We start from the raw sequence: 21250 nt of genomic DNA, 5'->3' as shown, positions 1-21250 counted from the left end.
TCGCGGTCCGCGGCGGCATCCTGGACGTCTTCCCGCCGACCGAGGAGCACCCGCTGCGGGTGGAGTTCTGGGGCGACGACGTCGAGGAGATCCGGCACCGGGACCGCCGGGGCCGCCAGGCGTACCTGCTCGACCACGTCCAGGCGGCGCGGGTACGCCGGGTCGGTGCCGACCACGATCGCTCTGCGCTCGCCCAGCGCGGCGCCGAGCTCCAGCAGCGCGATCGGCTGGACCTGCTCCGCGCAGAACCAGAACAGCGTCAGGTCGGCCCGGTGCAGGTACCGGTGCTCCCACGCGATCTGGCGCGGCCCCTCGGCCGGGTCACCGACCGGGAAGTCGGCCCGGCGCGGGTTGAACACGGCCAGATCGGCGGCGAGGAGTTCCTCGGCGGCATCCGCCTGCCAGTCGGGGCAGCCGGTGATCCCACCCGCCAGGAACACGGCCGGCGGCCCGTCCGGGTCCGGGAGGTGGTCGGCGGGGGCTTCGAGGTAGTGCGTCGTCATTGAGCCACCATCCTGCCCGGCGGTGTCCCGGGGAGCCGCCTTCGCGCAATTCCCCCGCATCGGCGCCGGGCACCGCCCGCATCCGTTCCGCTCCCCGCCGCGAACCCCGTGCATCGGGGGTGTGGAGACCGGCCCGACCCGATAGCGTGATCATGGACGGGCCCACCGAGGTGGCGTCCGGCCGGAAGGAGAGCGGAACGAGAGGGGACCAGGTGCACGATGAGGCACCAGGGGCTGAACCCGACCGTGCGGCAGCCGTAGGAGCTGTGGGAGCCGTGGCCGCCGCGACCGAGGCCGGTCTGGAGCTGCTGTCCGCCGTCCTCGACGGCACACCCGCCGGCATCGCGGTCGCCGACGCCCGCCTCCACTGGCTCCACGCCAACCCCGCCTTCGAGCGCGCCACCGGCGTACGGGCCGAGGAGCTGTCCGGCCGCCCGGTCGCGGCCTCCGCGCTCGCGGCCGCCGGACCGGCCGCGGCCCGGGCGCTGGCCGACGAGCGGGGCGGCGAGACCGTCAGCGACCCACTGCCCCCGACCGCGCTGCGGCAGCCCGGCCTGCGTCTGTCGTGCCGGCGCATCGACCTCGGGGGCCGTCCCGCCGGGGTGGTCGCCACCCTGCTCGGGGCCGGGGCCGAGACCGGGACGGGCGCTGCGACCCGGGAGCCGGACGCCGCCACCGTACGGCTGGCGGTGGCCAGGGCGGCCGACGAGGAGATCGGCACCACGCTCGACGCCGACACCACCTGCGTCGAACTCGCGGAGTTCGCGATCCGCCACGGTCTGGCCGACATCGCCGCCGTCGACCTCCTGCCGGGCGGCCACGGCGCGTCCGGGGCCGGGGGCCGGATACGGCTGCACCGCGCCGCGCTGACGGCCGACACCCGGCGCGGGGCCGTCACCGCGCCGTTGGCCCAGCCCGGCGAGAACGTCCGCCACCGGCCCGGCTCCCCCACCGCCGAGGCGCTCGCCACCGGCCGGGCGGTCACCCTCGTCCTGCTCCCCGTTGCCCCTGCGCAGGCCGGCGCGGCGGGCGCCCCGCGGGGCGCCGATCCGGCGGCCTTCCGGGCCGCGGGCGCGGAGCGTCTGATGGTGGTACCGCTGCTCGCGCGCGGCCGCACCCTCGGGGTCCTGCACCTGGCCAGGCTCCCCGGCCCGGGGCGGCCCACCGAACCGGTCCCCGGCCTCGGACTCGACGGCGGCCCCGACGGCGGCCCGCCCGCCGTGCTCGGCGATCTGGCCGGCCATGCGGCGCTCGCCATCGACAACGCGCAGCGCTACACCAGGTCCCAGCACGTCGCCCTCGACCTGCAGCGCGCCCTGCTGGCCGAGCCGGCCAACCCGCACCCCAACCTGCAACTCGCCACCCGCTACCGGCCGTCGGGCAGTCACACCGTCGTCGGCGGCGACTGGTACGAGACCGTCCGGCTGCCGTTCGGCCGCACGCTGCTGGTCATCGGCGACGTCATGGGCCACGGGGTCGAGGCCGCCGTCGACATGAGCACCTACCGTTCGATGCTGCGCTACACGGCGGGGATGGACCTACCACCGCACCGGATCCTGCGCCAGCTCGACACGCTCATCTCCGAGAACGAGTCGGCCCGGCCCGCCACCTGCCTGCTCGCCCTCGCCGACCCGGCCCGTCACCGCTGGACCTTCGCCAACGCCGGACACCTGCCGCCCGCCCTGATCTCCCCGGACCGGCCGACCGAACTGGTCCAGCTGCCCACCGGTCCCCCGCTGGGCACCGGGCTGTCCGACTACGAGCAGGCCCGCCGCCCGCTCACCGCCGACCAGACCCTGCTGCTCTACACGGACGGCCTGGTCGAGCGCCGCGGCGAGGACATCGACACCTCCCTCGCCCGCCTCGCCGCCCTCCCGCTGCCCGCCACCGGTGACCTGGAGGAGCTCCTGGACACCGTGCTGCACTCGCTGGCCGCCCACCCCGCCGAGGACGACACCGCCCTGCTGGCGGCCCGCCCCCGCACCCGCTGACCCCGGGCGGCCGTACGGAGGCCCGTTCGGAGGCCCGGCCGGTGGCCTGTCCCGCTCCGAGTCCCGGCTCCAGCTCCAGCTCCGGTTGCCGCAGTCCCGCCCCGCGCGGTTTAATAAATGAACGTTCATTTACTAATCCGGGAGGACACGGTGGCCGGACGCCCCCGAGGGGTCGAGGACGCCGCGATCCTGCGGGCTACGGCCGAGGTGATGGGCCGGGTCGGTCCGGCAGGGCTGACCCTGGCGGCGGTGGCCCGGAAGGTCGGGCTGGTGCCCGGCACGCTCGTCCAGCGGTTCGGGTCCAAGCGAGGGCTGCTGCTGGCGCTCGCCGAACGGTCCGTACAGGAGGCCGACACGCTGCCGCAGCGGGTCCGGGAGCGGCACGGCTCGGCGCTCGACGCGCTGGCGGCCCTGGTGGCGGAGTCGATGGCGCCGATGACCACCCCCGAGCGCTTCGCCAACCACCTGGCCTTCCTGTGCCTGGACCTGACCGACCCCGAACTCCACCGGCACGCCCTCGCCGTCCACCGGGCACAGGGCCGGGCCATCGGCGCCCTGCTCGCCGAGGCCGTCACCACCGGCGAACTGCGGCCCGGGACGGACCTCGCCGCGCTGACCGGCTCCGTACAGGCGGCCACCGCGGGCGCGGGTCTGGCCTGGGCGCTGGAACGCCACGGCACCCTCGCGCAGCGGGTCCGGCGGGAGCTCGACACCGTCCTGGCCCCGCACCTGACACCCGGCCCGCACCCGGCAGCCGACCCGACGCACCCTCACCACCGGAACCCGGAGGAACCATGACCGACGACAACCGCCCCCTTGCCGGCCGGGTGGCCCTGGTCGCGGGCGGCACCCGCGGCGGCGGCCGCGGCATCGCCGTGGAACTCGGCGCCGCCGGCGCGACGGTGTACGTCACCGGGCGCAGCAGCGGCGCGCTGCGCTCCGAACTCGGCCGGCCCGAGACCGTCGAGGAGACCGCCGCACTGGTCTCGGCGGCGGGCGGCACCGGCATCGCGGTCCGCTGCGACCACAGCAGCCCGGCTGAGGTCGAGGCGCTGGTCGGCCGGATCGCCGCCGATCAGGACGGCCGGCTGGACGTGCTGGTGAACTCGGTCTGGGGTGGTGATCCGCTGACCGACTGGGAACACCCGCTGTGGGAGCAGGACCTGGAGACCGGCCTGCGGCTGCTGCGGCAGGCGGTGGAGACCCATGTGATCACCAGCCGGTTCGCCCTTCCGCTGCTGGTGGCGCGGCGGAGCGGTCTGGTCGTCGAGGTGACGGACGGCAACACGGCTCGCTACCGGGGCTCGTTCTTCTACGACCTCGCGAAGTCGGCGGTGATCCGGCTCGCCGTCGCGCAGGCCGCCGAGCTGCGGCCGTTCGGGGTGGCGGCGGTGGCGCTGACCCCGGGGTTCCTGCGTTCGGAGGCGATGCTGGAGCACTTCGGTGTCACCGAGGCCACCTGGCGGGACGGGATCGCCGCGGATCCGGACTTCGCCCATTCGGAGTCCCCCGCCTATCTGGGCCGGGCGGTCGCGGCGCTGGCCGCGGACCCCGAGGTGATGGCCAGGACCGGCCGCGCGCTGGCCACTTGGGGCCTGTACCGGGAGTACGGGTTCACCGATGCGGACGGCTCGCAGCCGGACTTCGCCGCGCACTGGGCCGAGGCGCTGGAGGACCGGCACGGCCCGCTCGGGGAGCCGCTCTGACGGTCGCCGGCCCACCCCCACCCCTGTCCTGCCCGCGCTCCGGCCCTCACCCTTTCGGGCGAAAGCGGGCGGCCGCCGCTCCGCCGTCCGGGGAGCCCGCCGGCCCTGTCCGTGGCGGCCCCGGCGCACCAACTGCCACCCTCCGAGGCCCGGTTCGCGCCACCGCGGGGTCGACGCCGCGCCCCCGCGGCTTCGCTAGGGTCCGAGTCCTCCGTACCGCAAGGACCGGCCGAAGGGGTGTGCCGTGGGCGATGTGATGTGGGTTCGGCCGGACGAGCTGGCGGCGTCGGCGCGGGTGGCGGACGCGCTCGCCGAGGAGTTCCGGGCGCCGGCCGAGGGTGCCGTCGCGGCGAGCCGGGCGGCGGCCGCGCCGCTGGCCGCGTGGTCCGTCGGAGGTGCGCTGGAACGGATGGCGGACGGTTGGGCGCCCGCCCTGGACGGCCTGCGGCAGCGGTTCTGCGAGACCGCCGCGAACCTGGACCGCGCCGCCCGGCAGCACCGCGGTACCGACCGTGCGGTGGCCGGGGAGTTCCTGCGGGCCGGCCGGTGAACGCGCTCTTCCCGCAGCTGCGGTCCTTCGACCCGGACGGTGTGCGGGAGGCCGCGCAGGCCTGGCGGCGGCTGTCGGCCCACGGCGACGCCGCCGGCTCCCGGCACCGTACCCAGGTCAACGGTCCGCTGCGGCAGAGCTGGTCGGGGCGCGACGCGGACGCCGCGTTCTACGCGATGGAGCAGAGCGAGGAGTTCCTCGACGTCCTGCGGGTCGAGTGCGAGGCCGCCGCGCTCACCCTGGACACCGTCGCCGAGCGGATGGACCAGGCCAGGACCGATCTGCTCAACGCGCTGCGCCGGGCCGACGAGTGGGACCTGCCGGTCACCGGTGACGGCCTGGTGGGCCTGCCGTCCGCCGAGCCCGGCGACCGGCACGACCCGGACGCCCGGGAGCGGTGGCAACGGCTCGGGGTGCTGCGCGGCCAGGTCCAGCAGCGGATCGACGCGGCGCTCGCCGCCGCCCGCGAGGCCAGCGACCGGGGTGCCCGCGCGCTCGAAGGGCTGGAGGGCGGCATCCTCACCCGGCCCGGGGTGTTCGGCCGGGCGGCCGAGGCCGCGCGGGATGCCGGGGAGGTGTTCGCGGCGCTCGGCCTGGGCGAGTACCTGCCCGGCAACACGGATCCGCAGCGGTCCGCCGACTGGTGGCGGTCGCTGACGCCCGAGCAGCAGCGCGCCCACCTGGCCCTGCACCCCGCCGAGGTGGGCCAGCTCGACGGCCTGCCCGCCGCCGTCCGCGACCGGGCCAACCGGCTGGTCCTGGAGCAGCAGTTGGACGCCCTCAGGGCGGGGAGCCCGCGCGGCTCGGGCCTGACGTACGGGCAGTACGACGAGCGGCAGAACGCCCTGCGGGTGCTGAAGGAGCGTCTCGACCGCCGAGACGGCGGCCCGTCGGCGCAGCGGCTGTTCCTGCTGGGCCTGGAACCGGCCGGGGACGGGCGGGCGATCGTCGCGCTGGGCGACCCTGACACCGCGCAGCACACCGCCGTGCTGGTGCCGGGCACGGGCACCACGCTGGCCCGGATGCCGGGACAGCTGGAGCGGATCGGCCGGCTGCAGCAGGCGGCATGCGCGGTGGCGCCCGGCCGGAGCGTGTCGGTGATCTCCTGGCTGGGGTACGACGCGCCCGAGATCCCGCCGGAGAGCCTGGGGGTCGCCGGCCGCGGCCGGGCCGAGGACGGCGCCGAGGCGATGCGGCGCTTCACCCGGGGCACCCGGGTGGCGCAGGGCGGCAACCGCAGCCATCTGACGGTGATCGGGCACAGTTACGGCACCACCGCCGTCGGGGCCGCCGCCGCGGGCGGCGAGGGCCTGGACGCCGACGACCTGGTGGCCATCGCCAGCCCCGGGATGACCACCGCCCACGCCTCGGACCTGCACGCGGCTCCCGGGCACGTCTGGGTCGGTGCCGCCGGGAACGATCCGATCCGGCTGGCCGCCGGGCGGACCCTCGGGGCGGATCCGATGGCGGCGCCCTTCGGTGGCACGGTGATCGCCACCGACACGTCCGGGCACAGCGGTTACTGGGATCCGGACAGTCAGAGCCTGCTCAACCAGGGCCGCATCATCGCCGGCAAGCAGCCGGCGACGGTGGCGGGTTAGCCGCTGCGGCGGTCCCGTCCCGGTCCGGTCGTTCCGTCGCGGCCGCGCCCGCTGCTGCCGCGTTCCCATCTCCTCGGAGGCCGTATGTCCCACCCCGCCCCGCCGGCCGGCCCGTTCGAGCCGTTGCCGGTGATGGACCGTCAGGATGCCGCCGGCTGGGCCAGGCAACTGACCGAGTACCTGGCCCGGTCGGCGGGCGTGGCGCTGGCCCCGGGGTCGGCGGGCCCGTCGTTCCGGCCGTGTGTCGGCCGGGGCGGTGAGGTGGCGGCCGACGGCCGGTACACGCTGTCGTACGCGGTGTACAGCGATGTCCCGGCGGCCCGGCATCCGGAGGTCGTCCGCAGGATCCGGGCCGCCCTGGAGCAGGAGGGGTTCGAGGTCGGCGGCTACCGGGAGACGCTGGCGGGCCGTCCCGATGCACTGCTCGACGCCTTCCGGGCCGAGGGCCGCTACCTGGTCGGCGTGGAGTCGACGGTCGGCGCCGGGCGGCTGCTGTTCCGGGTCGTCACCCGGTGTCTGATGCCCCCGGCGCCGGGGTCCGGCTGACGGTCCGCCGGGGTCAGCCCCGGCCGGTGGAGCCGTTGGCCTCCGCGACCGCGCCGGGGCGCCCGCCGCTGCCGGGCGCAGCGGGGGCGCCGGCCGGCGGGTCGAGCGGCACGCCGTTGGAGCGCAGCACCTCCCGGACGTCCAGGATCAGCGGGAACACCTCGTGGTTGCGGTCCTCGCCCTGCTCGTCCCAGGCCCGCTGTTCGGCCTCGACGGCCATCCGGTCCTGGGCGAAGACGCGTTCCGTGAAGCGCCGGATGAGCGGCCACGCCAGGTGGAGCACGCCGGGGACCGGCGGCTTCGCGATCATCAGCAGGCCGTAGGCGTGGTTGGTGCGCTGCTCGGCGTCCTCGGGCACGTAGGCCGCCCAGAGCGAGAACGCCGGGAGCTCGGCGCCCTCGGGCACGTCCCGCAGCGTCTGGTACGGGTACTCGGTGCGGATGGTGACCACGTCGGGCCGGTCCTTGCCGCCGATCCCCTCGGCGGACAGCAGACCGGCGCCGCGGTCCTTCCTCCCCCCGGCGGGGACGAACAGGTAGCGGGCCTCGACGAACCGCGGGCCGCTCTCGTACCCCAGCAGTTCGGGCTGGATCCGGCCCAGCACGCCGCGGTGCAGGAACTGGTGGTTCATGTCGAGCAGGTTCTCGTGCATGAACGAGTAGTGGCACCGCACGGTGCGGGAGAAGGTCATGGTCCGGTGGGACGCGGCGGCGAACTCCGGCAGTACCGGGAACGGCGCCGACTCGGCCTTGTCCGGATCGCCGGGGAAGACGAACACCAGGCCGTACGCCTCCCGGACCGGATAGCTCGCGACCCCGCGCGGCGGCCGCTCGCACCCCTTGGGCAGGTACGGGATCTGCGAGATGTGGCCGTTCCCGCGGTAGGCCCAGGCGTGGTAGCAGCAGCGCAGCGCGTCGCCCTCCACCACGCCCATGCTCAGCGGGACCTGGCGGTGCGCGCAGCGGTCCTCCAGGGCGTACACCCGTCCGCTCCGGCCGCGGTACAGGGCGATCCGCTCGCCGGCGAAGACGGCGGCGAAGGTCCGCTCCTTCGGCACGTTCCGGGACCGGGCAACCGGGTACCAGTGGTCCCTGTTGATCCCGATCCGCCGCAGGTCGGCGACGGCCGCGCGACGGTCGGCCGCCGGCCGGTCGGTGCTGTGACGGTCCGTTCCGGGTCGGGCGTCGGTCATGTGCTGCTCCCTTGCGCTCGGGCCGGGAGGGCGCGGCCGCCGGGGCGTCGGGCTTCCGGGGGTTACGCGTCCCACGCCGAGCCGCCTCGGCGGCATCGCGTCCGGCGTCCCGGAGGCCGGGGCTGGACCGCCGGCCGCGGCAGGACTCCACTTCCCCACGGTGGACGCGGGCAGCTGAATCGGCAACCGCGGCGGGCCCGGGCCCGGTCGGGGCCGGTCAGCCCGCGCAGACGCTGAGGCCGAGGCGTCGGGCGTCACCGTCCGCCTCGACGTCGACCAGGATGCTGCTCCCGTCCTCGAGGCGCAGGGTGAAGACCGGATCGAGCGCCATCAGGAAGGCGAACCCTTCCCGCTCGTCCTCCGTCAGCGCGGCGGGGAGTGCCGCCGCGCAGGTCCAACCGCCCTCGTCCACGCGGATGTCGAGGTCCACCTCGTACCCGCCGAGGCAGGTCGAGCGGTTGGCCCACCATTCGAGGGTCCCGGTGCCGTGGTAGGTGTCCATCACGCGAGTATCTCCCGGTCCGTGGGCCTCAGGTGGCGCGTTCGCGGAGCAGGGCGAGGGCGTCGGCGGCGCCTGTGAGCACCGAGATGTGACCGTCCTCGGGGGTGAGCCGCAGTTCGGCGCCGGGGCAGTGGCGTGCCAGCCACTCGCTGTGCGAGGCGGGCACCACCCGGTCGCGGCCGCCGTGCAGCAGGATCGGGGCCGTCACCCGGGCCGGGTCGAAGCCCCACGGGCGGACGTAGGCCAGGTCGTCGTCGATCAGCCCGCCGGGGCCGGCTGCCACGGCCGGGCCGACGACCTTCCCGAACCAGGACCACGGGCCGGCCAGCGCGGCGAGGTCGGCCGGGGTGAACTCCGGGTCGTACTCGGCTCCGGAGGCTTCGTGCCGCTCCTTCGCCTCCCGGCCGGCGGCCGCGGCGCGCAGCGAGGCGACGCCGGAGTCCGTCATCCCGGCGTACCAGTCCAGGGCGTCGGCGTCGTACGGCGCCAGCGAGGCGATGGCGACCGTGCCGACCACCCGGTCGGGCAGCAGCGCGGCGCAGGCCAGGGCGTGCGGCGCGCCGCCGGAGTGGCCCACCACGGCGAACCGTTCGATGCACAGGGCATCGGCGACGGCCGCGGCGCAGGCGGCGCCGGAGGCGATGTCCCGGCCGGGTGCGGGCGCCGATCCGCCGTACCCGGGCCGGTCGTAGGACACCCAGCGCAGCCCGAGCCGGTCGGCGGCGGCGAACAGCGGCTCGGGCGGTGCGCCGACGTTCGGGGTGCCGTGGTGCCAGATCACGGGCAACCGTCCGCCGCGGCCGGGTCCGGTGTCGTACAGGTGCAGGGTGCGGCCGCCGCCGAGGTCGAGCTCGAACTCCGTGGTCATGGTGGAGAGGGTAGGGCGTGCCACCGACAGCCCGCGGCCGGGCACGGCGGGGGTGTCACCGCGGTACGTGCTGCGCCGGTCCGGTGTCCGGCTGCTGGTGGCGGTGGCGCCAGTACGGGTTGTCGTGCGGCAGCTTGGTGCTGACCCGGCCGTACATGCCGAAGGTGGCGATGGCGAATCCCGCCACGAAGCTGAAGACCACGTTGGGGATGCGGAAGGCCAGCAGGTTGGCGCCGGAGTCCAGCAGGGTGAGGTTGACGAAGCCGCTCAGCACGAACAGCCCGCCGACGGCGATGTTGACGGTGGAGGCGGTGTTGCCGCCGATCGACGCGCCGGCGATGAGCACCACGGCGGTGACGATCGACACCAGGCTGAGCAGTCCGTTGCTGGACAGGCCCGCGACCTGCTGGCCGCGGGTGTCGAAGAAGGCCAGTCCGTCGGCCAGGCCCAGGCAGCCGAACACCAGCAAGGCGGCGCCGCAGAGTCCGCCGCCGAGCCGGTAGACCCGGGCCAGCCGGTGGTCGACCGGTAGCTCGTCCCGAAAGTCCATGACCCCGCTCCCGTCCGCTCCGGGAGGCGAACGCCTCCGGTATCAGGATCCGCACCGCGCGCCCGAATCGGCACTTGCAGCGTTTGCGCACCGCACGGCCGCTCAGGCTGCCGGGAACGGGACGGCACCCCAGGTGGGAGGGGTGACCGGCGTTCAGTAGGATCCGCGCACCAGCACCACCCGCCCGTGGCGCCACGGCTCCCGGGGGCGATGAAAGAGGCACCATGGCGACAGCCGCAGCACCCCTGACCCACGAGCAGATACCGGCCGCCGTCGAGGCCGTCGCCGCCGCGGAGGGGCTGGGGCAGCACCGCGAGACCTTCGCCCCCCAGCGCCACGGTTTCTGGCGGATGGCCGGGCTGGTCCTGTTCGCGGTCCTCGGACTGGCGTGCTTCGTCCTGCCGGGTCTGATGTTCGTCTGGCTGCTCGTGCAGACCCCGAACCTGTCCCGCAAGCAGGCCGCCAAGCGTCTCCACCTGTTCGAGCACGGTCTGGTCGTCGCCGACCGCAGCGGCCCGACCGCGTCGTTCCGCTGGGACGCGATGACGGTGCTCCAGCAGATCACCCGGCGGTACGCCAACGGCGTCTACGTGGGGACCACGTACCTGTACACGCTGTTCCGGGCGGACGGCTCCAAGGTCAAGCTCACCAACTTCTACGCCGACCCGGAGCGCTGGGGCGCGGCCGTCCAGCACGAGATCACCCGGGCCCAGCTGCCCGGTGTGACGGCCGCGGTGGCGGGCGGGACGACCGTCCGGTTCGGCGACCTCGCCGTGGCGGCCGAGGGCATCGTCAGCGCCAAGCGCGGCGCCGCGCACTGGCACGAGATCCAGCGGATCGAGATCAAGAACGGCACCGTCTTCCTGGGCAGGGCCGGCAAGCTGCTGCCGTGGTCGAACACCCCGGTCGCGCAGATCCCCAACTTCTTCCTCTTCCTGACCGTCGCCGAGCACTTCCGCGCGGCTCACCACGGGTCGAACGGCTGATCCCGGCTCGCTCCCCGGACGGGTCGGCGCGAGCCGTCGCCCGTCCGGGGTCCAGCGGTCGCGGGGTGGGGGCGCCGGCCCGACGCTGAGTCAGAGGTGTGCCCCGGGTCGGCGGGGCCGCGGGCCCGGGGAGCGGGCCCGTGCGGGGCACCGGGGACCCGGGAAGGCGATGCGCAGCGCATGTCACAGGCCCAGCAGCGGACGCGCGACAGCCGGGTGGCCCGGGTCTCGGCCCGGCTGGTGGTCGGGTACCTGAGGATCGTCGCGGCGCTGATCCTGCTGGCCGTGGTGCTGGCGCCGCTGCGCAACCAGTTCGACCAGGTGAACACCGGCGACCTGTACCCGCCGTTCCCGCTCACCACCGGCTTCACCTCCTTCGCCCTGGCGGTGTTCCTCGCGGTGATGCTGGGTCGCGGCAAGCGGGCCGCGTGGTGGTTCGCGGTCATCCTGTACGTCCTGGTGTCGCTGGTGTTCGTACTGACGCTGAGCCAGCCGGTGGTCCGCTCGCACGTGGTCAACTGGATCTCCACCGCGATCACTTGCGCGGTCACCGTGGCGCTGTTCCTGGGCCGCTCCCAGTTCCAGGGCCGGGGCGCCCCCGGCAACGCCAAGCTCGCGGTGGCCACCGCCGTCCTCGGCCTCGCGGTGGTGATCGGCGGCGGTACGGCGCTGGTGGTGGCGACCGACACCGACCCGACCGGCAGTGCCGGCGGCGACCTGGGCTACGCGGTGGCCCGGGTGCTGACCCTCTCCGGCGACGTCGACGTCCAGGGCGTCGCGGTGCCCCGCTGGGTGGACGTGGTGGTGAACCTGGCGGGCGTCCTGGTGTTCCTGCTGGTGCTGTACGTCCTCTTCCGGGCGCCCAAGAACCGCGAACGGCTGACCGCCGACGACGAGGCCCGGCTGCGCGCCCTGCTGGAGCAGTGGGGCGAGCGGGACTCGCTCGGGTACTTCGCGCTGCGCCGTGACAAGTCGGTGGCCTGGTCCCCGTCCGGCAAGGCCGCCATCGCGTACCGGGTGGTCGGCGGTGTCTCGCTGGCCTCGGGCGACCCGATCGGCGACCCGGAGGCGTGGCCCGGCGCGATCGAGCCCTGGCTGGACCAGGCCCGGGCCAACGCCTGGGTGCCCGCCGTCATCGGCGCCGGCCAGGAGGCGGGGACGGTCTACGCCCGGCACGGCCTGGACGCGCTGGAACTCGGCGACGAAGCGATCCTGGAGGTCGCCGAGTTCAGCCTGGAGGGCCGCGCCATGCGGGGGCTGCGGCAGGCGTACAACCGGGTCCAGCGGGCCGGGTACACCACCCGGATCCGCCGGCACGCCGACATCGCCGAGCGGGACATGGCTGCGCTGGTCAGGCTGGCCGACCACTGGCGGGGTGGCGAGACGGAACGCGGCTTCTCGATGGCGCTCGGGCGGCTCGGCGATCCCGAGGACGGACAGTGCGTCATGATCGAGTGCACCGACGGCGACGGCACCCTGCGCGCCCTGCTCAGCTTCACCCCCTGGGGGCGGGACGGGCTGTCGCTGGACCTGATGCGCCGGGACCGGGAGGCGGACAACGGGCTGCTGGAGTTCATGGTCCTCGACCTGGTGAACGCGGCGGACGGGCTCGGCATCGTGCGGATCTCGCTGAACTTCGCGATGTTCCGCGCGGTCTTCGAGCGGGGCTCCCGGCTCGGTGCGGGGCCGGTGCTGCGGCTGTGGCGGGCGGTGCTGTCGTTCTTCTCGCGGTGGTGGCAGATCGAGTCGCTGTACCGGGCCAACGCCAAGTACCGGCCGATCTGGGAGCCGCGCTACCTGTGCTTCCGCAAGGGCGGGGAGCTACCGCGGATCGCGCTGGCCTCCGCGCGGGCCGAGGGGTTCCTGGAGACGCCGAGCCTGCCCGCCATGTTCAGCCGCCGCCACACCGCGCCGGCGGTGCCGGACGGACCGGCCGGGGGCGGGGGCGGGCAGGCACCCGGCGGGCCGGGCAAGGGCGGCAAGGCCGAGGAGGGCGGCTCCGATGGCTGACCGCGCGGCCCTGCTCGCCGGGTCCGCCGCCGCTGCGGCCGACACCGGTACCAGCGTGCCGCTGCGTTCCGGGATCGGCTGGATGGTCGGTGCGTTCGTGGTGACCTTCCTGGTCACCAGGATGGTGACCAGGATGATCCGGGCCGGGAAGGGCCCGTTCCGGGACGTCTCGGTCGGCGGGCTGCACATCCACCACCAGGTGTACGGCATCTTCCTGATGCTGATCGCCGGCGCAGCCGAGTTCGCCTACCAGCCGGCCACCCCGTGGCGGTACGTGCTGGCGGCGCTGTTCGGCGCGGGGGCGGCGCTCACCCTGGACGAGTTCGCGCTCTGGTTCCACCTCGACGACGTCTACTGGTCCTCGGAGGGCCGCAAGTCGGTGGACGCCGTGCTGATCGCCGCCTCGATCGGGCTGCTGCTGATGCTCGGCGCCAACCCCTTCGACATCGGTTCCGAGGACAGCGCGCCGGCCGTGGCCGTGGTGCTGCTGCTCAACCTCGGCTTCTCGCTGTGCGCCCTGTTCAAGGGCAAGATCGCCACCGGTCTGATCGGCGTACTGATCCCGCTGGTCGCCGCCGTGGCCGCGATCAGGATCGCCAAGCCGGACTCCCCGTGGGCGCGCTGGCGCTACCCCGACGGCTCGGCCAAGCAGGCGAAGGCCCGGCGCCGCTTCCCGCCCGACCGGCGTACGGTCTGGGACCGGCTGGTCGACCTCCTCGGCGGCGCCCCGAGCAGCTGACGCACCGGAGGGGCGGCCGGTGCCGTGCCGGCCGCCCCGTCAGTGCCACCGGCGGCCCGGCCCCGGGGTGGGGGCCGGGCGGGTGCGTGCCGGGGGCACCGTGCCGCGCCCCGGTCGGGGACGCTCACCCGGTCAACGACTCACGGCCGCCGACGACACGCCCGGACCGGGCCGGGCCGGATCAGGTCCTGGACACTTCGTCCAGTCCGGACGTACAGTCCAGGCATGGAACTGGACGAGAGCATCCCCGACCCGCGGGTGCGACTGTGGTCGCCGGTGTGCCAGGCGGTCGCCCTGCTGCTCGGCCCGTACGCCGAGGTGGTGCTGCACGACGCCGGGCGCGACCGGGTCCTGGCGATCTGGAACCCGATGACCAGGCGCGCCGCCGGCGACCCCTCGCTGCTGGGCGAGCTGGACCGGCTGGAGCCGTCGGCGCACGACGTCTACGGGCCCTACGAGAAGCTGCTGGCCGACGGGCGGCGGCTGTCCTCCGTCAGTGCCGTGCTGCGCGGGCCCGACGGCGAGCCGTCGGCGGTGCTCTGCGTCAACCTCGACCGCACGCCGCTCGACCGGGCCGCCGCGCTGCTGGCCGGGTTCGCCGCCCCCACCGCGCCCCGCCCGGAAGCGCTGTTCGAGCAGGACTGGACCGAGCGCGTCCACCAGATCGTCGGCGGCTTCGTCCGCACCCGCGGACGGCCCGTGGAACGCCTCGGCCGCGAGGACCGGCTCGCCGTCCTCGCCGAGCTCGACCGGGCCGGTGTCTTCACCGTCCGGCGCGCGGTCCCGGTCGTGGCCACCGCCCTCGGGGCCTCGCGCTCCACCGTCTACGCCCTGCTCGCCGAACTCAAGGACCGGAGCGACCCCCGATGACCCGACTTCCCGACTTCCGGCTGGAAACCTACTTCTCCCGCTGGGAGTTCACCGCCCGCCACCACCTGACCGCCTCCGACGCGCAGACCATGACCATGCCCGAACTGCTCGCGCTGGCCGACCCGGAGGACCTCCGGGCCTGGGAGACGCTGTCGTTCGGCTACACCGAGACCTTCGGCGACCCGGGCCTGCGGCAGGCCGTCGCGCAGATGTACACCCGGGCCGGGGCCGACGACGTGATCTGCTTCGCCGGCGCCGAGGAGGCGCTCTACCTGGCGATGCAGGTGCTGCTCGGCCCCGACGACCACGCCGTCGTCCTGACGCCCAACTACCAGGCCGCCGAGACCGTCCCGCTGTCCCTGTGCGAGGTCACCGGCGTGGCGCTCGACCCGGCCCGCGACTGGGCGCTGGACCTCGACGAGGTGGCCGCGGCGCTCCGGCCGAACACCCGGGTGGTGTCGGTCAACTTCCCCAACAACCCGACCGGCAAGGTGATCGACGCGGCGGACTTCGCCGCGCTGGCCCGGCTGTGCGACGAGCGCGGCATCCGGCTGTTCAGCGACGAGGTCTACCGCGGGCTGGAGCGCGACCCCGCCCGCACCCTGCCGCAGGCGGCGGACCTGTCCGAGCGGGCGCTGTCGCTGAACGTCACCTCCAAGTCGCTCGGCCTGCCGGGACTCCGGATCGGCTGGATCACCTGCCGGGACCGGGAGTTGCGCTCCCGACTGGAGCGCGCCAAGCACTACACCACCATCTGCAACTCGGCCCCGAGCGAGGTGCTGGCCCGGATCGCCGTCAAGGCCAGCGAGCAGATCCTGGCCCGCAACCGGGCCGTCATCGCCGCCAACCTGCCTGTGTTCGACGCCTTCTTCGCCCGGTTCCCCGAGCTGTTCGACTGGCGGGCACCGGACGGCGGCTGCGTGGCCTACCCCCGCTACCTCGGCCCGGACGGGGTGGAGGCGTTCTGCACCGAACTGGTCGAGCAGGCCGGGGTCCTGCTGCTGCCGGCGAGCATCTACCGCTCCGAGCTGACCGCGACTCCCGCCGACCGCTTCCGCATCGGCCTCGGCCGCCGCGACCCCGAACCCGCCCTGGCCGCCTTCACCGACTGGCTCGGCACCCGCGGCTGACCCACGCCCCCTCGGTGGGCGCCGAACAGGTGCGGTTTCCCGCCCGCGGTCAGTGCCAGTTGCCGATCGGCACGTCGTGCGGATGCGGTGCGCCGGTCCCCGTCTCCACCAGGGACTTCAGGCTCATCAGGAAGGTCGCCCACTTGGTGCTGCAGTGGTTCATGAACTCGACCGGCTCGCGCCAGCCCCGGTGGGCGAACATCACGATCGTCCACTGCCCGTCCTGGGTCAGGTCGAAGCTCACCGTGGTGCCGATCCACTCGGCCGGACCGTCGACCACCTCCCACCGCACGCCCGTGTCCGGCCGCAGCTCGAGGACCTTCATGTCGAAGCCGCCGACCTCGCCGAAGCGGAAGGCCAGGACCCCGTCGGTGTCGCCGCTCGTGTCGGCCGTCCACCAGGCGGCCAGACCGTCGACGGTCGTGAGCGCCTCGTAGACCTTCTCGGGCGGTGCGATGATTCCCACCCGGTGCAGGATGTCCACCATGTCGCTTCTCCTTGCTCGTCGGCCCTACGCGTGAGGGTCGTTCTCGGGGTTGTTCTCCGGCTTGCTCTCGGTGTTCCTGGCCCGCTGGATCGTCTCGGCGAGGGTCTTGATGCGCCGCAGCCGGGCGTCCCAGAGCTCGCCGACGGCGTTCAGCTGGGCGACGGCGCGGGCCAGTTGCGCCTCGTCCACGTGGTAGCGCTTCTCCCGGCCGGACGGTGCGGAGCGGACCAGCCCGACCCGGTCGAGCACGGCCAGGTGCTTGGTGACGGCCTGCCGGGTGATCGGCAGGTGCGCACTGAGGGTGGTCGCGGTGCCCTGACCGTCGCTCAGCAGCAGGTCGATCATCCGGCGCCGGGTCGGGTCCCCGATCGCGGACCAGAGCTCGTCGTCGACGGCGGTGCTCATCGCGGTGCCCGTCGCGCGCCCGCGAGCCGGGCGCCGGAGGCGGCCAGCCTCGCCAGGTAGAAGTCCCAGCCCTGCCGGTGGTCGTTGTAGTACGCCTCCAGCACGGCGGCCTCCCAGCCCCGCTCCCGGTAGCCGGTCTCACGGAAGCGGACCAAGGTCCCCTCCCCCGCCGGGACCAGCTCGAAGGTGACCAGCAGCGAGTTGCCCGGACCGGCGGTCTCGCCCTCGTCGTACGTCCAACGGAAGGAGAACGTGCGCGGCGGGTCCGCCAGGACGACCGTGAACGGTGCGGTCTCCCGCCGCCCGGAGTCCTGGTCGGTCCAGGTGAGGCTGCCGGTCGCACCGGCCGCCGGTTCGAACGCGGTCTCGGCGCTCCACCAGTCCCGGATGTGCTCGGGGGTGCTGAGCACCTCGAACACCACCTCGGGCGAGGCGTCGATGTGCAGTTCGCGCTCGATGCTGCCGTACTCCATGCCGCTCTCCGACCTCTCGCAACGTTCGGTTGCGTATCACGGTAGTCCGGCCCCGCCCGATACGCAACCAGAAGTTGCACTTACGGGCGGGGTCGGGGCAGTGCTGAGGCCGGGACGGTTGCCGGGGCCGGTCAGGAGGGGCGCGGGTCCGCCGTGCGGCGCGCGAGCGCCCGGCTGCCGGCCGTGAGGGCGAGCGCGACCACGATCAGCGCCGCCGCGACGGCGAAGGTCACCCGCATCCCGGTGGCGACCGCGTCGGGCGCGGCCGCGGTGACGTCCCTGGTGTCGGAGGCGAACGCGAAGACCGCGCCCATCACCGACGCCCCGGTGATCAGGCCGAGGTTGCGCGACAGGTTGAGCATGCCGGAGACGACACCCCGCCGGTCCGGCTGGACGTCCGCCATGACGGCGGTGTTGTTGGCGGTCTGGAACACCGCGTAGCCGGCCGTGGCCAGCCCGATGGGCACCAGGTAACCGGCGACCCCGAGCGTCGGGGGCAGGACGGCCAGCAGGAGCGAGCCCGCCGCGGTCCCGGTCAGCCCGGCCACCGTCATCCGGGAGGCCCCGAAGCGGTCGACGACCCGGCCGGCCGGCACCCCGGTCAGCGCCGCGACGAGCGGGCCCACCGACAGGGCGAGGCCGACCACGGCCTGCCCGAGCCCGAGTGCGCGGGCGAGGTAGAACGGCCCGACCACCAGCGTGGCCATCATCACCGTCGAGACGAGTGCGCTGGTGGCCAGACTCGCGCCGAGTGCCGGGTCGCGCAGGGCGACCAGCCGGATCAGCGGGGAGGCGGCCCTCGCCTCGGTACGGACGAAGGCGCCGACCCCGGCGGCGGCCGCCAGCAGCAGCGCCAGGTTGAGCGGACCGAAGGAGCCGCGCCCGATCGTCATCGCCAGCGCGTAGGCCGCCAGGGTCAGCGCGAGCAGCAGCGTCCCCGCCCGGTCGAAGCGGGCCCGGTCGGCCCCCGGCCGCAGCCGGTCGGCGGGCAGGTGACGGTACGCCAGCAGCAGGGCGACGGCGCCGAGCGGCGCGGTGACGAGGAAGACCGCCCGCCAGCCGAACCCCCAGATCAGCAGGCCGCCGAGGGACGGGCCGAGGGCGGTGCCGATCGCGGAGGTGGTGCCGAGCAGGCCCATCGCGCTGCCGGTCCGCTCCTTCGGGACGATCTCCCCGACGAACGCCATGGTGAGGGCCATCATCACGGCCGCGCCCACGCCCTGGGCGGCCCGGGCCGCGACCAGCAGCCAGAGCGCGGGCGCGAGGCCGCACAGCACCGAGGCCGCCGTGAACAGCGCGAGGCCGGCCAGCAGCAGGCGTCGGCGGCCGATGAGGTCGCCGAGCCGTCCGACGCTGACGATCAGTGTGGTGACGGCCAGCAGGTAGGCGAGGACGATCCACTGGATGTCCTGGAAGGAGGCGGTGAACGCCCGGGCCAGGGCGGGCAGTCCGACGTTGGCGATGCTGGTGCCGAGCGAGGACAGCAGCATCGACAGCGAGAGGCCGGCCAGCGCCCAGCGCGCGGACGGTGTCCCCGGGGTGGATCGGGCTGCTGCCGGAACCGGTCCGGCCGTGAGGGGCTTCAACGGGTGGTCCGTTCTGTGAGGACGGGCGACGTGTGGGCGAGCGGGCGGGCGAAAGTGCAGGTCAGCCGCTCGGGCGCACTCCGGTGAAGACCGTGACGGCGGACAGCAGGAAGGCGTCGGGCCGCAGCAGGACGCCCTCCGGCGCCGCCGGGTCGATCAGCACGTCGAGCGTCCCGAGGTCCTCGGCGTCCAGCAGGTCGTCCGCCGCGCCGCGCAGCCGGGTCAGATGGCTGAGCAGGAACTCCCGGGCCGGGCCGTCGAGCGGGGCCGGAAGGTCCACCAGGGTGGTGAAGCTCCCGACGTCGGCGAGTCCGGCGTTCCGCAGCATCGCCGGCCAGTCCTCGACCACGGCGACGCTGCCGGGCAGCTCGGCCCGCATCCGGTCGTACCAGTGCTCCTGGGCGGCGTCGAGCCGGGCCTGGAGGCCGGGGCGGCCGATGCCGATGTCGCGCGGGAGGTAGCGCATCGGCAGGCCGCCCTCCGCGACGGCGAGCAGGCCGCCGGGCCGCAGCAGCTCGGTGAGCGCGCCCAACGCGCCCTGCTGGTCGCCGAGGTGGTGCACGGCCCGGCTGCTCCAGAGCAGGTCGGCCGTGCCCGGCCCGTCGGCGTCGACGTCGGCGGCGGCCAGGCCGGCCGGCAGCTCGGCGTGCCGGACGGCCACCCGGCCGGTCAGGCCGAGCCGCTCGGCCCGGGCCAGGGCGCGGTCCAGCAGACCGGGCGCGCCGTCCACGGCGACCGCCTCGGCGCCCGGGAAGGTCTCGGCCAGTACGCAGGTCATCACGCCCGGGCCGCTGCCGATGTCGAGGATCCGCCGGACCTCCCGGTCCGGGCCGAGCCGGTCCCGCAGCCGGGCCGCCGCCCGGCGCAGGGCCGGGAGCTGGAGTTCGGCGTTGCGCTCCAGGTGGGCGGCCATCACCTCCCAGTCGATCTCGGTGCGGCCGTGGTCGTGCCCGTGGCCGTTGCCCTGCGCCGGGGCCCCGTGCCGGTGGCGGCCGTCGTCGTGCTGGCCGCGCTGGTGCTGGCTCTGCTGGTGCTGTCCGTGCTGGCGCTGGCCGTGCTCGCGATGGGTGCTCATGTCGGGAGGGTGCACCCGGATCCGGCCGCGCGGCAATTCTTGTTGCCAATCCTGGGACAGCGGGGGTGGAATGTCCGCATGGACGAACCCGAGCAGTACCGCACGGTCCTCGACGAGGTCGGCCCGCGGCTCAAGGCGCTGCGTGCCAAGCGCGGTCTGACCCTGGCCGGGCTCTCCGAGACGACCGGTATCTCCAAGAGCACGCTCTCCCGGCTGGAGTCCGGGCAGCGCCGTCCCAGCCTGGAGTTGCTGCTGCCGCTCGCCGGTGCCTACCGGGTGCCGCTGGACGACCTGGTCGGGGCGCCGGAGGTGGGTGACCCGCGGGTCCGGCTGACCCCGCGCACCCTGCCGAACGGCGGGTCGGTCGTCCCGCTGTCCCGCGGCGCCGGTCCCCTCCAGGCGTACAAGATGGTGATCGCCGACCGGGGTACCGAGCCGGACCTGCGTTCCCACGAGGGCTACGAGTGGCTGTACGTACTGGACGGCAGGCTGCGGCTGGTCATCGCCGAGCACGACCTGGTGCTGGGTGCCGGCGAGGCCGCCGAGTTCGACACCCGGGTGCCGCACTGGTTCAGCAGTGCGGACGGGCGCCCGGTGGAGCTGCTCAGCCTGTTCGGGCGGCAGGGCGAGCGGATGCACGTCCGCGCCAGGCCCCGCAGCCGGGAGGCGGACGGCGGCCCGCGGTGACCGCCCTACCGCCCTGGAGCCGGGGCGGGGTGCGCACGGGGTTGGGGCCCGTCGTCCGGACTCCGTAGGCTTGCCCCGGTGAAGGCGGTACGGGCGTGCGGTCCGGGCCGCGGGCGGACGACGGAGGACCAAGTGACGCAGGCCGAGCCGCCCGGCGGCAGCCCGGACGGCCGTACCGAGCGGGGGCGGCAGACCCGCGAGCGGATCGCGGACGCGATGCTCGCGCTGCTGGAGGAGGGGCGGACCCGGTTCCCCGCCGACCGGGTGGCCGAGCGGGCCGGGGTGTCGCGGCGGCTGCTGTTCCACCACTTCGCCGACCTGGCGGAGCTCACCGATCTCGCCGTACAGCGGCGCCTGGACCGGCTGATGGCCGAGGTCAGGCCGCTGCCGACGTCCGGGCCGCGGGCGGATCGGGTGGCGGCGCTGGCCGAGCAGCGGTCCCGGATCCTGGAGGGGCTGACGCCGACCCGGCTGGCGGTCCTGCGGCTGGAGAGCCCGTCGCCGCGGGTGGAGGCGGTGATCCGGCAGGTGCTGGAGTTCGCCCGGCAGCGGCTCGCCGAGGTCTTCGCCGAGGAGCTGGCCGGGCTGCCCGAAGGCGCGCGCGCCGACCTGCTGAACGGGCTGGACGCGGTCACCACCTGGAGCGCCTGGCACCACTGGCGCTGCGGCGGCCTGGACGTGGCGCGGGCCCGGCGCACCATGGAGGTCACCGTGCTCGCCCTGCTCGCGGCCGCCGGGACGGCCGGGGGCTGACCCAGGCCCGGGGACTGACCCGCACGGAAACCGGCCCGCC

General features: G+C 74.9%; 22 protein-coding genes and 1 pseudogene. 13 read left to right on the top strand and 10 right to left on the bottom strand.

Translation table 11 applies throughout. From position 1 onward, the window contains the following. Nucleotides 1-230: 230 nt before the first annotated feature. Nucleotides 231-503: pseudogene (locus AB0D08_RS26005) on the bottom strand (nucleoside 2-deoxyribosyltransferase domain-containing protein); the annotation flags it as partial. Between the two features lie 275 nt (nt 504-778). Between AB0D08_RS26005 and AB0D08_RS26000 the strand changes: the two are divergent. The 6 genes from AB0D08_RS26000 to AB0D08_RS25975 all read left to right on the top strand — a co-directional run bounded on the left by AB0D08_RS26000 (nt 779) and on the right by AB0D08_RS25975 (nt 6897). Beyond that, the gene (locus AB0D08_RS26000) at nt 779-2494 is read left to right on the top strand and encodes a SpoIIE family protein phosphatase (RefSeq protein ID WP_359892031.1); all 1716 of its coding nucleotides are present in this window, start codon (nt 779-781) and stop codon (nt 2492-2494) included. A gap of 150 nt (nt 2495-2644) precedes the next feature. Continuing rightward, the gene (locus tag AB0D08_RS25995; RefSeq protein WP_359892029.1) at nt 2645-3292 is read left to right on the top strand and encodes a helix-turn-helix domain-containing protein; all 648 of its coding nucleotides are present in this window, start codon (nt 2645-2647) and stop codon (nt 3290-3292) included. Then, on the top strand, nt 3289-4200 hold the full coding sequence (locus tag AB0D08_RS25990) for an SDR family oxidoreductase (RefSeq protein ID WP_033818024.1): 912 nt from the start codon (nt 3289-3291) through the stop codon (nt 4198-4200). Before AB0D08_RS25995 ends, AB0D08_RS25990 begins: the two co-directional genes overlap by 4 nt. 244 nt (nt 4201-4444) lie before the next feature. Continuing rightward, nucleotides 4445-4750, top strand: coding sequence for a hypothetical protein (locus AB0D08_RS25985; RefSeq protein ID WP_359892026.1), 306 nt, complete (start codon nt 4445-4447; stop codon nt 4748-4750). Then, on the top strand, nt 4747-6351 hold the full coding sequence (locus AB0D08_RS25980) for an alpha/beta hydrolase (protein ID WP_359892023.1): 1605 nt from the start codon (nt 4747-4749) through the stop codon (nt 6349-6351). Before AB0D08_RS25985 ends, AB0D08_RS25980 begins: the two co-directional genes overlap by 4 nt. An 84-nt stretch (nt 6352-6435) precedes the next feature. Then, nucleotides 6436-6897 (top strand): hypothetical protein, encoded by a 462-nt coding sequence (locus AB0D08_RS25975; RefSeq protein ID WP_359892020.1) that lies wholly within the window; start codon nt 6436-6438, stop codon nt 6895-6897. A gap of 13 nt (nt 6898-6910) precedes the next feature. On the opposite strand, the gene AB0D08_RS25970 is transcribed toward AB0D08_RS25975, so the two are convergent. The 4 genes from AB0D08_RS25970 to AB0D08_RS25955 form a co-directional block, all read right to left on the bottom strand. Further along, on the bottom strand, nt 6911-8089 hold the full coding sequence (locus AB0D08_RS25970) for an aromatic ring-hydroxylating dioxygenase subunit alpha (protein WP_051811657.1): 1179 nt from the start codon (nt 8087-8089) through the stop codon (nt 6911-6913). Between the two features lie 217 nt (nt 8090-8306). Beyond that, nucleotides 8307-8591 (bottom strand): hypothetical protein, encoded by a 285-nt coding sequence (locus tag AB0D08_RS25965; RefSeq protein ID WP_051811655.1) that lies wholly within the window; start codon nt 8589-8591, stop codon nt 8307-8309. Nucleotides 8592-8619: 28 nt separating this feature from the next. Further along, nucleotides 8620-9459 carry an alpha/beta hydrolase gene (locus AB0D08_RS25960; RefSeq protein WP_359892016.1) on the bottom strand — a complete coding sequence of 280 codons (840 nt, stop codon included), beginning with the start codon at nt 9457-9459 and terminating at the stop codon, nt 8620-8622. 55 nt (nt 9460-9514) lie between these two features. Beyond that, the gene (locus AB0D08_RS25955; RefSeq protein WP_051811653.1) at nt 9515-10009 is read right to left on the bottom strand and encodes a DUF4383 domain-containing protein; all 495 of its coding nucleotides are present in this window, start codon (nt 10007-10009) and stop codon (nt 9515-9517) included. 224 nt (nt 10010-10233) lie between these two features. On the opposite strand from AB0D08_RS25955, the gene AB0D08_RS25950 reads away from it, so the two are divergent. The 5 genes from AB0D08_RS25950 to AB0D08_RS25930 all read left to right on the top strand — a co-directional run bounded on the left by AB0D08_RS25950 (nt 10234) and on the right by AB0D08_RS25930 (nt 15744). After that, a complete protein-coding gene (locus AB0D08_RS25950) occupies nt 10234-10995 on the top strand; it encodes a DUF6585 family protein (protein ID WP_359892013.1) in 762 nt (253 codons plus the stop codon). Between the two features lie 180 nt (nt 10996-11175). Continuing rightward, nucleotides 11176-13005, top strand: a complete 1830-nt coding sequence (locus tag AB0D08_RS25945) for a phosphatidylglycerol lysyltransferase domain-containing protein (RefSeq protein WP_359892010.1) — start codon at nt 11176-11178, stop codon at nt 13003-13005. Next, entirely contained in the window at nt 12998-13744 is a 747-nt protein-coding gene (locus AB0D08_RS25940) for a hypothetical protein (protein WP_233288886.1), read from the top strand. Before AB0D08_RS25945 ends, AB0D08_RS25940 begins: the two co-directional genes overlap by 8 nt. Before the next feature lie 225 nt (nt 13745-13969). Continuing rightward, nucleotides 13970-14614: a PAS domain-containing protein gene (locus AB0D08_RS25935; protein ID WP_359892006.1), complete on the top strand. Its 645-nt coding sequence runs from the start codon at nt 13970-13972 to the stop codon at nt 14612-14614. Next, nucleotides 14611-15744, top strand: coding sequence for a pyridoxal phosphate-dependent aminotransferase (locus AB0D08_RS25930; RefSeq protein WP_359892003.1), 1134 nt, complete (start codon nt 14611-14613; stop codon nt 15742-15744). Before AB0D08_RS25935 ends, AB0D08_RS25930 begins: the two co-directional genes overlap by 4 nt. A gap of 49 nt (nt 15745-15793) precedes the next feature. Here the strand turns inward: AB0D08_RS25930 and AB0D08_RS25925 are convergent, their stop codons facing one another. The 5 genes from AB0D08_RS25925 to AB0D08_RS25905 form a co-directional block, all read right to left on the bottom strand. Beyond that, on the bottom strand, nt 15794-16231 hold the full coding sequence (locus tag AB0D08_RS25925) for an SRPBCC domain-containing protein (protein WP_359892000.1): 438 nt from the start codon (nt 16229-16231) through the stop codon (nt 15794-15796). Nucleotides 16232-16255: 24 nt separating this feature from the next. Then, nucleotides 16256-16636 carry a metalloregulator ArsR/SmtB family transcription factor gene (locus AB0D08_RS25920; RefSeq protein ID WP_359891997.1) on the bottom strand — a complete coding sequence of 127 codons (381 nt, stop codon included), beginning with the start codon at nt 16634-16636 and terminating at the stop codon, nt 16256-16258. Further along, nucleotides 16633-17109, bottom strand: coding sequence for an SRPBCC domain-containing protein (locus AB0D08_RS25915; protein WP_359891995.1), 477 nt, complete (start codon nt 17107-17109; stop codon nt 16633-16635). Before AB0D08_RS25915 ends, AB0D08_RS25920 begins: the two co-directional genes overlap by 4 nt. A 131-nt stretch (nt 17110-17240) precedes the next feature. Beyond that, complete coding sequence (locus AB0D08_RS25910; RefSeq protein WP_359891992.1) at nt 17241-18695, bottom strand: MFS transporter; 1455 nt, start codon at nt 18693-18695, stop codon at nt 17241-17243. Nucleotides 18696-18756: 61 nt separating this feature from the next. After that, nucleotides 18757-19770 (bottom strand): class I SAM-dependent methyltransferase, encoded by a 1014-nt coding sequence (locus tag AB0D08_RS25905; RefSeq protein WP_359891989.1) that lies wholly within the window; start codon nt 19768-19770, stop codon nt 18757-18759. A gap of 78 nt (nt 19771-19848) precedes the next feature. On the opposite strand from AB0D08_RS25905, the gene AB0D08_RS25900 reads away from it, so the two are divergent. Beyond that, on the top strand, nt 19849-20457 hold the full coding sequence (locus AB0D08_RS25900) for an XRE family transcriptional regulator (RefSeq protein ID WP_033818015.1): 609 nt from the start codon (nt 19849-19851) through the stop codon (nt 20455-20457). A 132-nt stretch (nt 20458-20589) separates the two neighbouring features. Continuing rightward, nucleotides 20590-21210: a TetR/AcrR family transcriptional regulator gene (locus AB0D08_RS25895; RefSeq protein ID WP_359891986.1), complete on the top strand. Its 621-nt coding sequence runs from the start codon at nt 20590-20592 to the stop codon at nt 21208-21210. Nucleotides 21211-21250: the final 40 nt, after the last annotated feature.

The organism is Kitasatospora sp. NPDC048540 (genome assembly GCF_040651175.1).
Taxonomy (GTDB): domain Bacteria; phylum Actinomycetota; class Actinomycetes; order Streptomycetales; family Streptomycetaceae; genus Kitasatospora.
This window is presented reverse-complemented; position numbering and strand designations above follow the sequence as displayed.

Coding starts and splice junctions, on each gene's coding strand:
- AB0D08_RS25990 (WP_033818024.1), top strand. CDS start 3,289: ATGACCGACGACAACCGCCCCCTTGCCGGCCGGGTGGCCCTGGTCGCG.
- AB0D08_RS25975 (WP_359892020.1), top strand. CDS start 6,436: ATGTCCCACCCCGCCCCGCCGGCCGGCCCGTTCGAGCCGTTGCCGGTG.
- AB0D08_RS25970 (WP_051811657.1), bottom strand. CDS start 8,089: ATGACCGACGCCCGACCCGGAACGGACCGTCACAGCACCGACCGGCCG.
- AB0D08_RS25965 (WP_051811655.1), bottom strand. CDS start 8,591: ATGGACACCTACCACGGCACCGGGACCCTCGAATGGTGGGCCAACCGC.
- AB0D08_RS25960 (WP_359892016.1), bottom strand. CDS start 9,459: ATGACCACGGAGTTCGAGCTCGACCTCGGCGGCGGCCGCACCCTGCAC.
- AB0D08_RS25955 (WP_051811653.1), bottom strand. CDS start 10,009: ATGGACTTTCGGGACGAGCTACCGGTCGACCACCGGCTGGCCCGGGTC.
- AB0D08_RS25950 (WP_359892013.1), top strand. CDS start 10,234: ATGGCGACAGCCGCAGCACCCCTGACCCACGAGCAGATACCGGCCGCC.
- AB0D08_RS25945 (WP_359892010.1), top strand. CDS start 11,176: ATGTCACAGGCCCAGCAGCGGACGCGCGACAGCCGGGTGGCCCGGGTC.
- AB0D08_RS25940 (WP_233288886.1), top strand. CDS start 12,998: ATGGCTGACCGCGCGGCCCTGCTCGCCGGGTCCGCCGCCGCTGCGGCC.
- AB0D08_RS25935 (WP_359892006.1), top strand. CDS start 13,970: ATGGAACTGGACGAGAGCATCCCCGACCCGCGGGTGCGACTGTGGTCG.
- AB0D08_RS25930 (WP_359892003.1), top strand. CDS start 14,611: ATGACCCGACTTCCCGACTTCCGGCTGGAAACCTACTTCTCCCGCTGG.
- AB0D08_RS25925 (WP_359892000.1), bottom strand. CDS start 16,231: ATGGTGGACATCCTGCACCGGGTGGGAATCATCGCACCGCCCGAGAAG.
- AB0D08_RS25920 (WP_359891997.1), bottom strand. CDS start 16,636: ATGAGCACCGCCGTCGACGACGAGCTCTGGTCCGCGATCGGGGACCCG.
- AB0D08_RS25915 (WP_359891995.1), bottom strand. CDS start 17,109: ATGGAGTACGGCAGCATCGAGCGCGAACTGCACATCGACGCCTCGCCC.
- AB0D08_RS25905 (WP_359891989.1), bottom strand. CDS start 19,770: ATGAGCACCCATCGCGAGCACGGCCAGCGCCAGCACGGACAGCACCAG.
- AB0D08_RS25900 (WP_033818015.1), top strand. CDS start 19,849: ATGGACGAACCCGAGCAGTACCGCACGGTCCTCGACGAGGTCGGCCCG.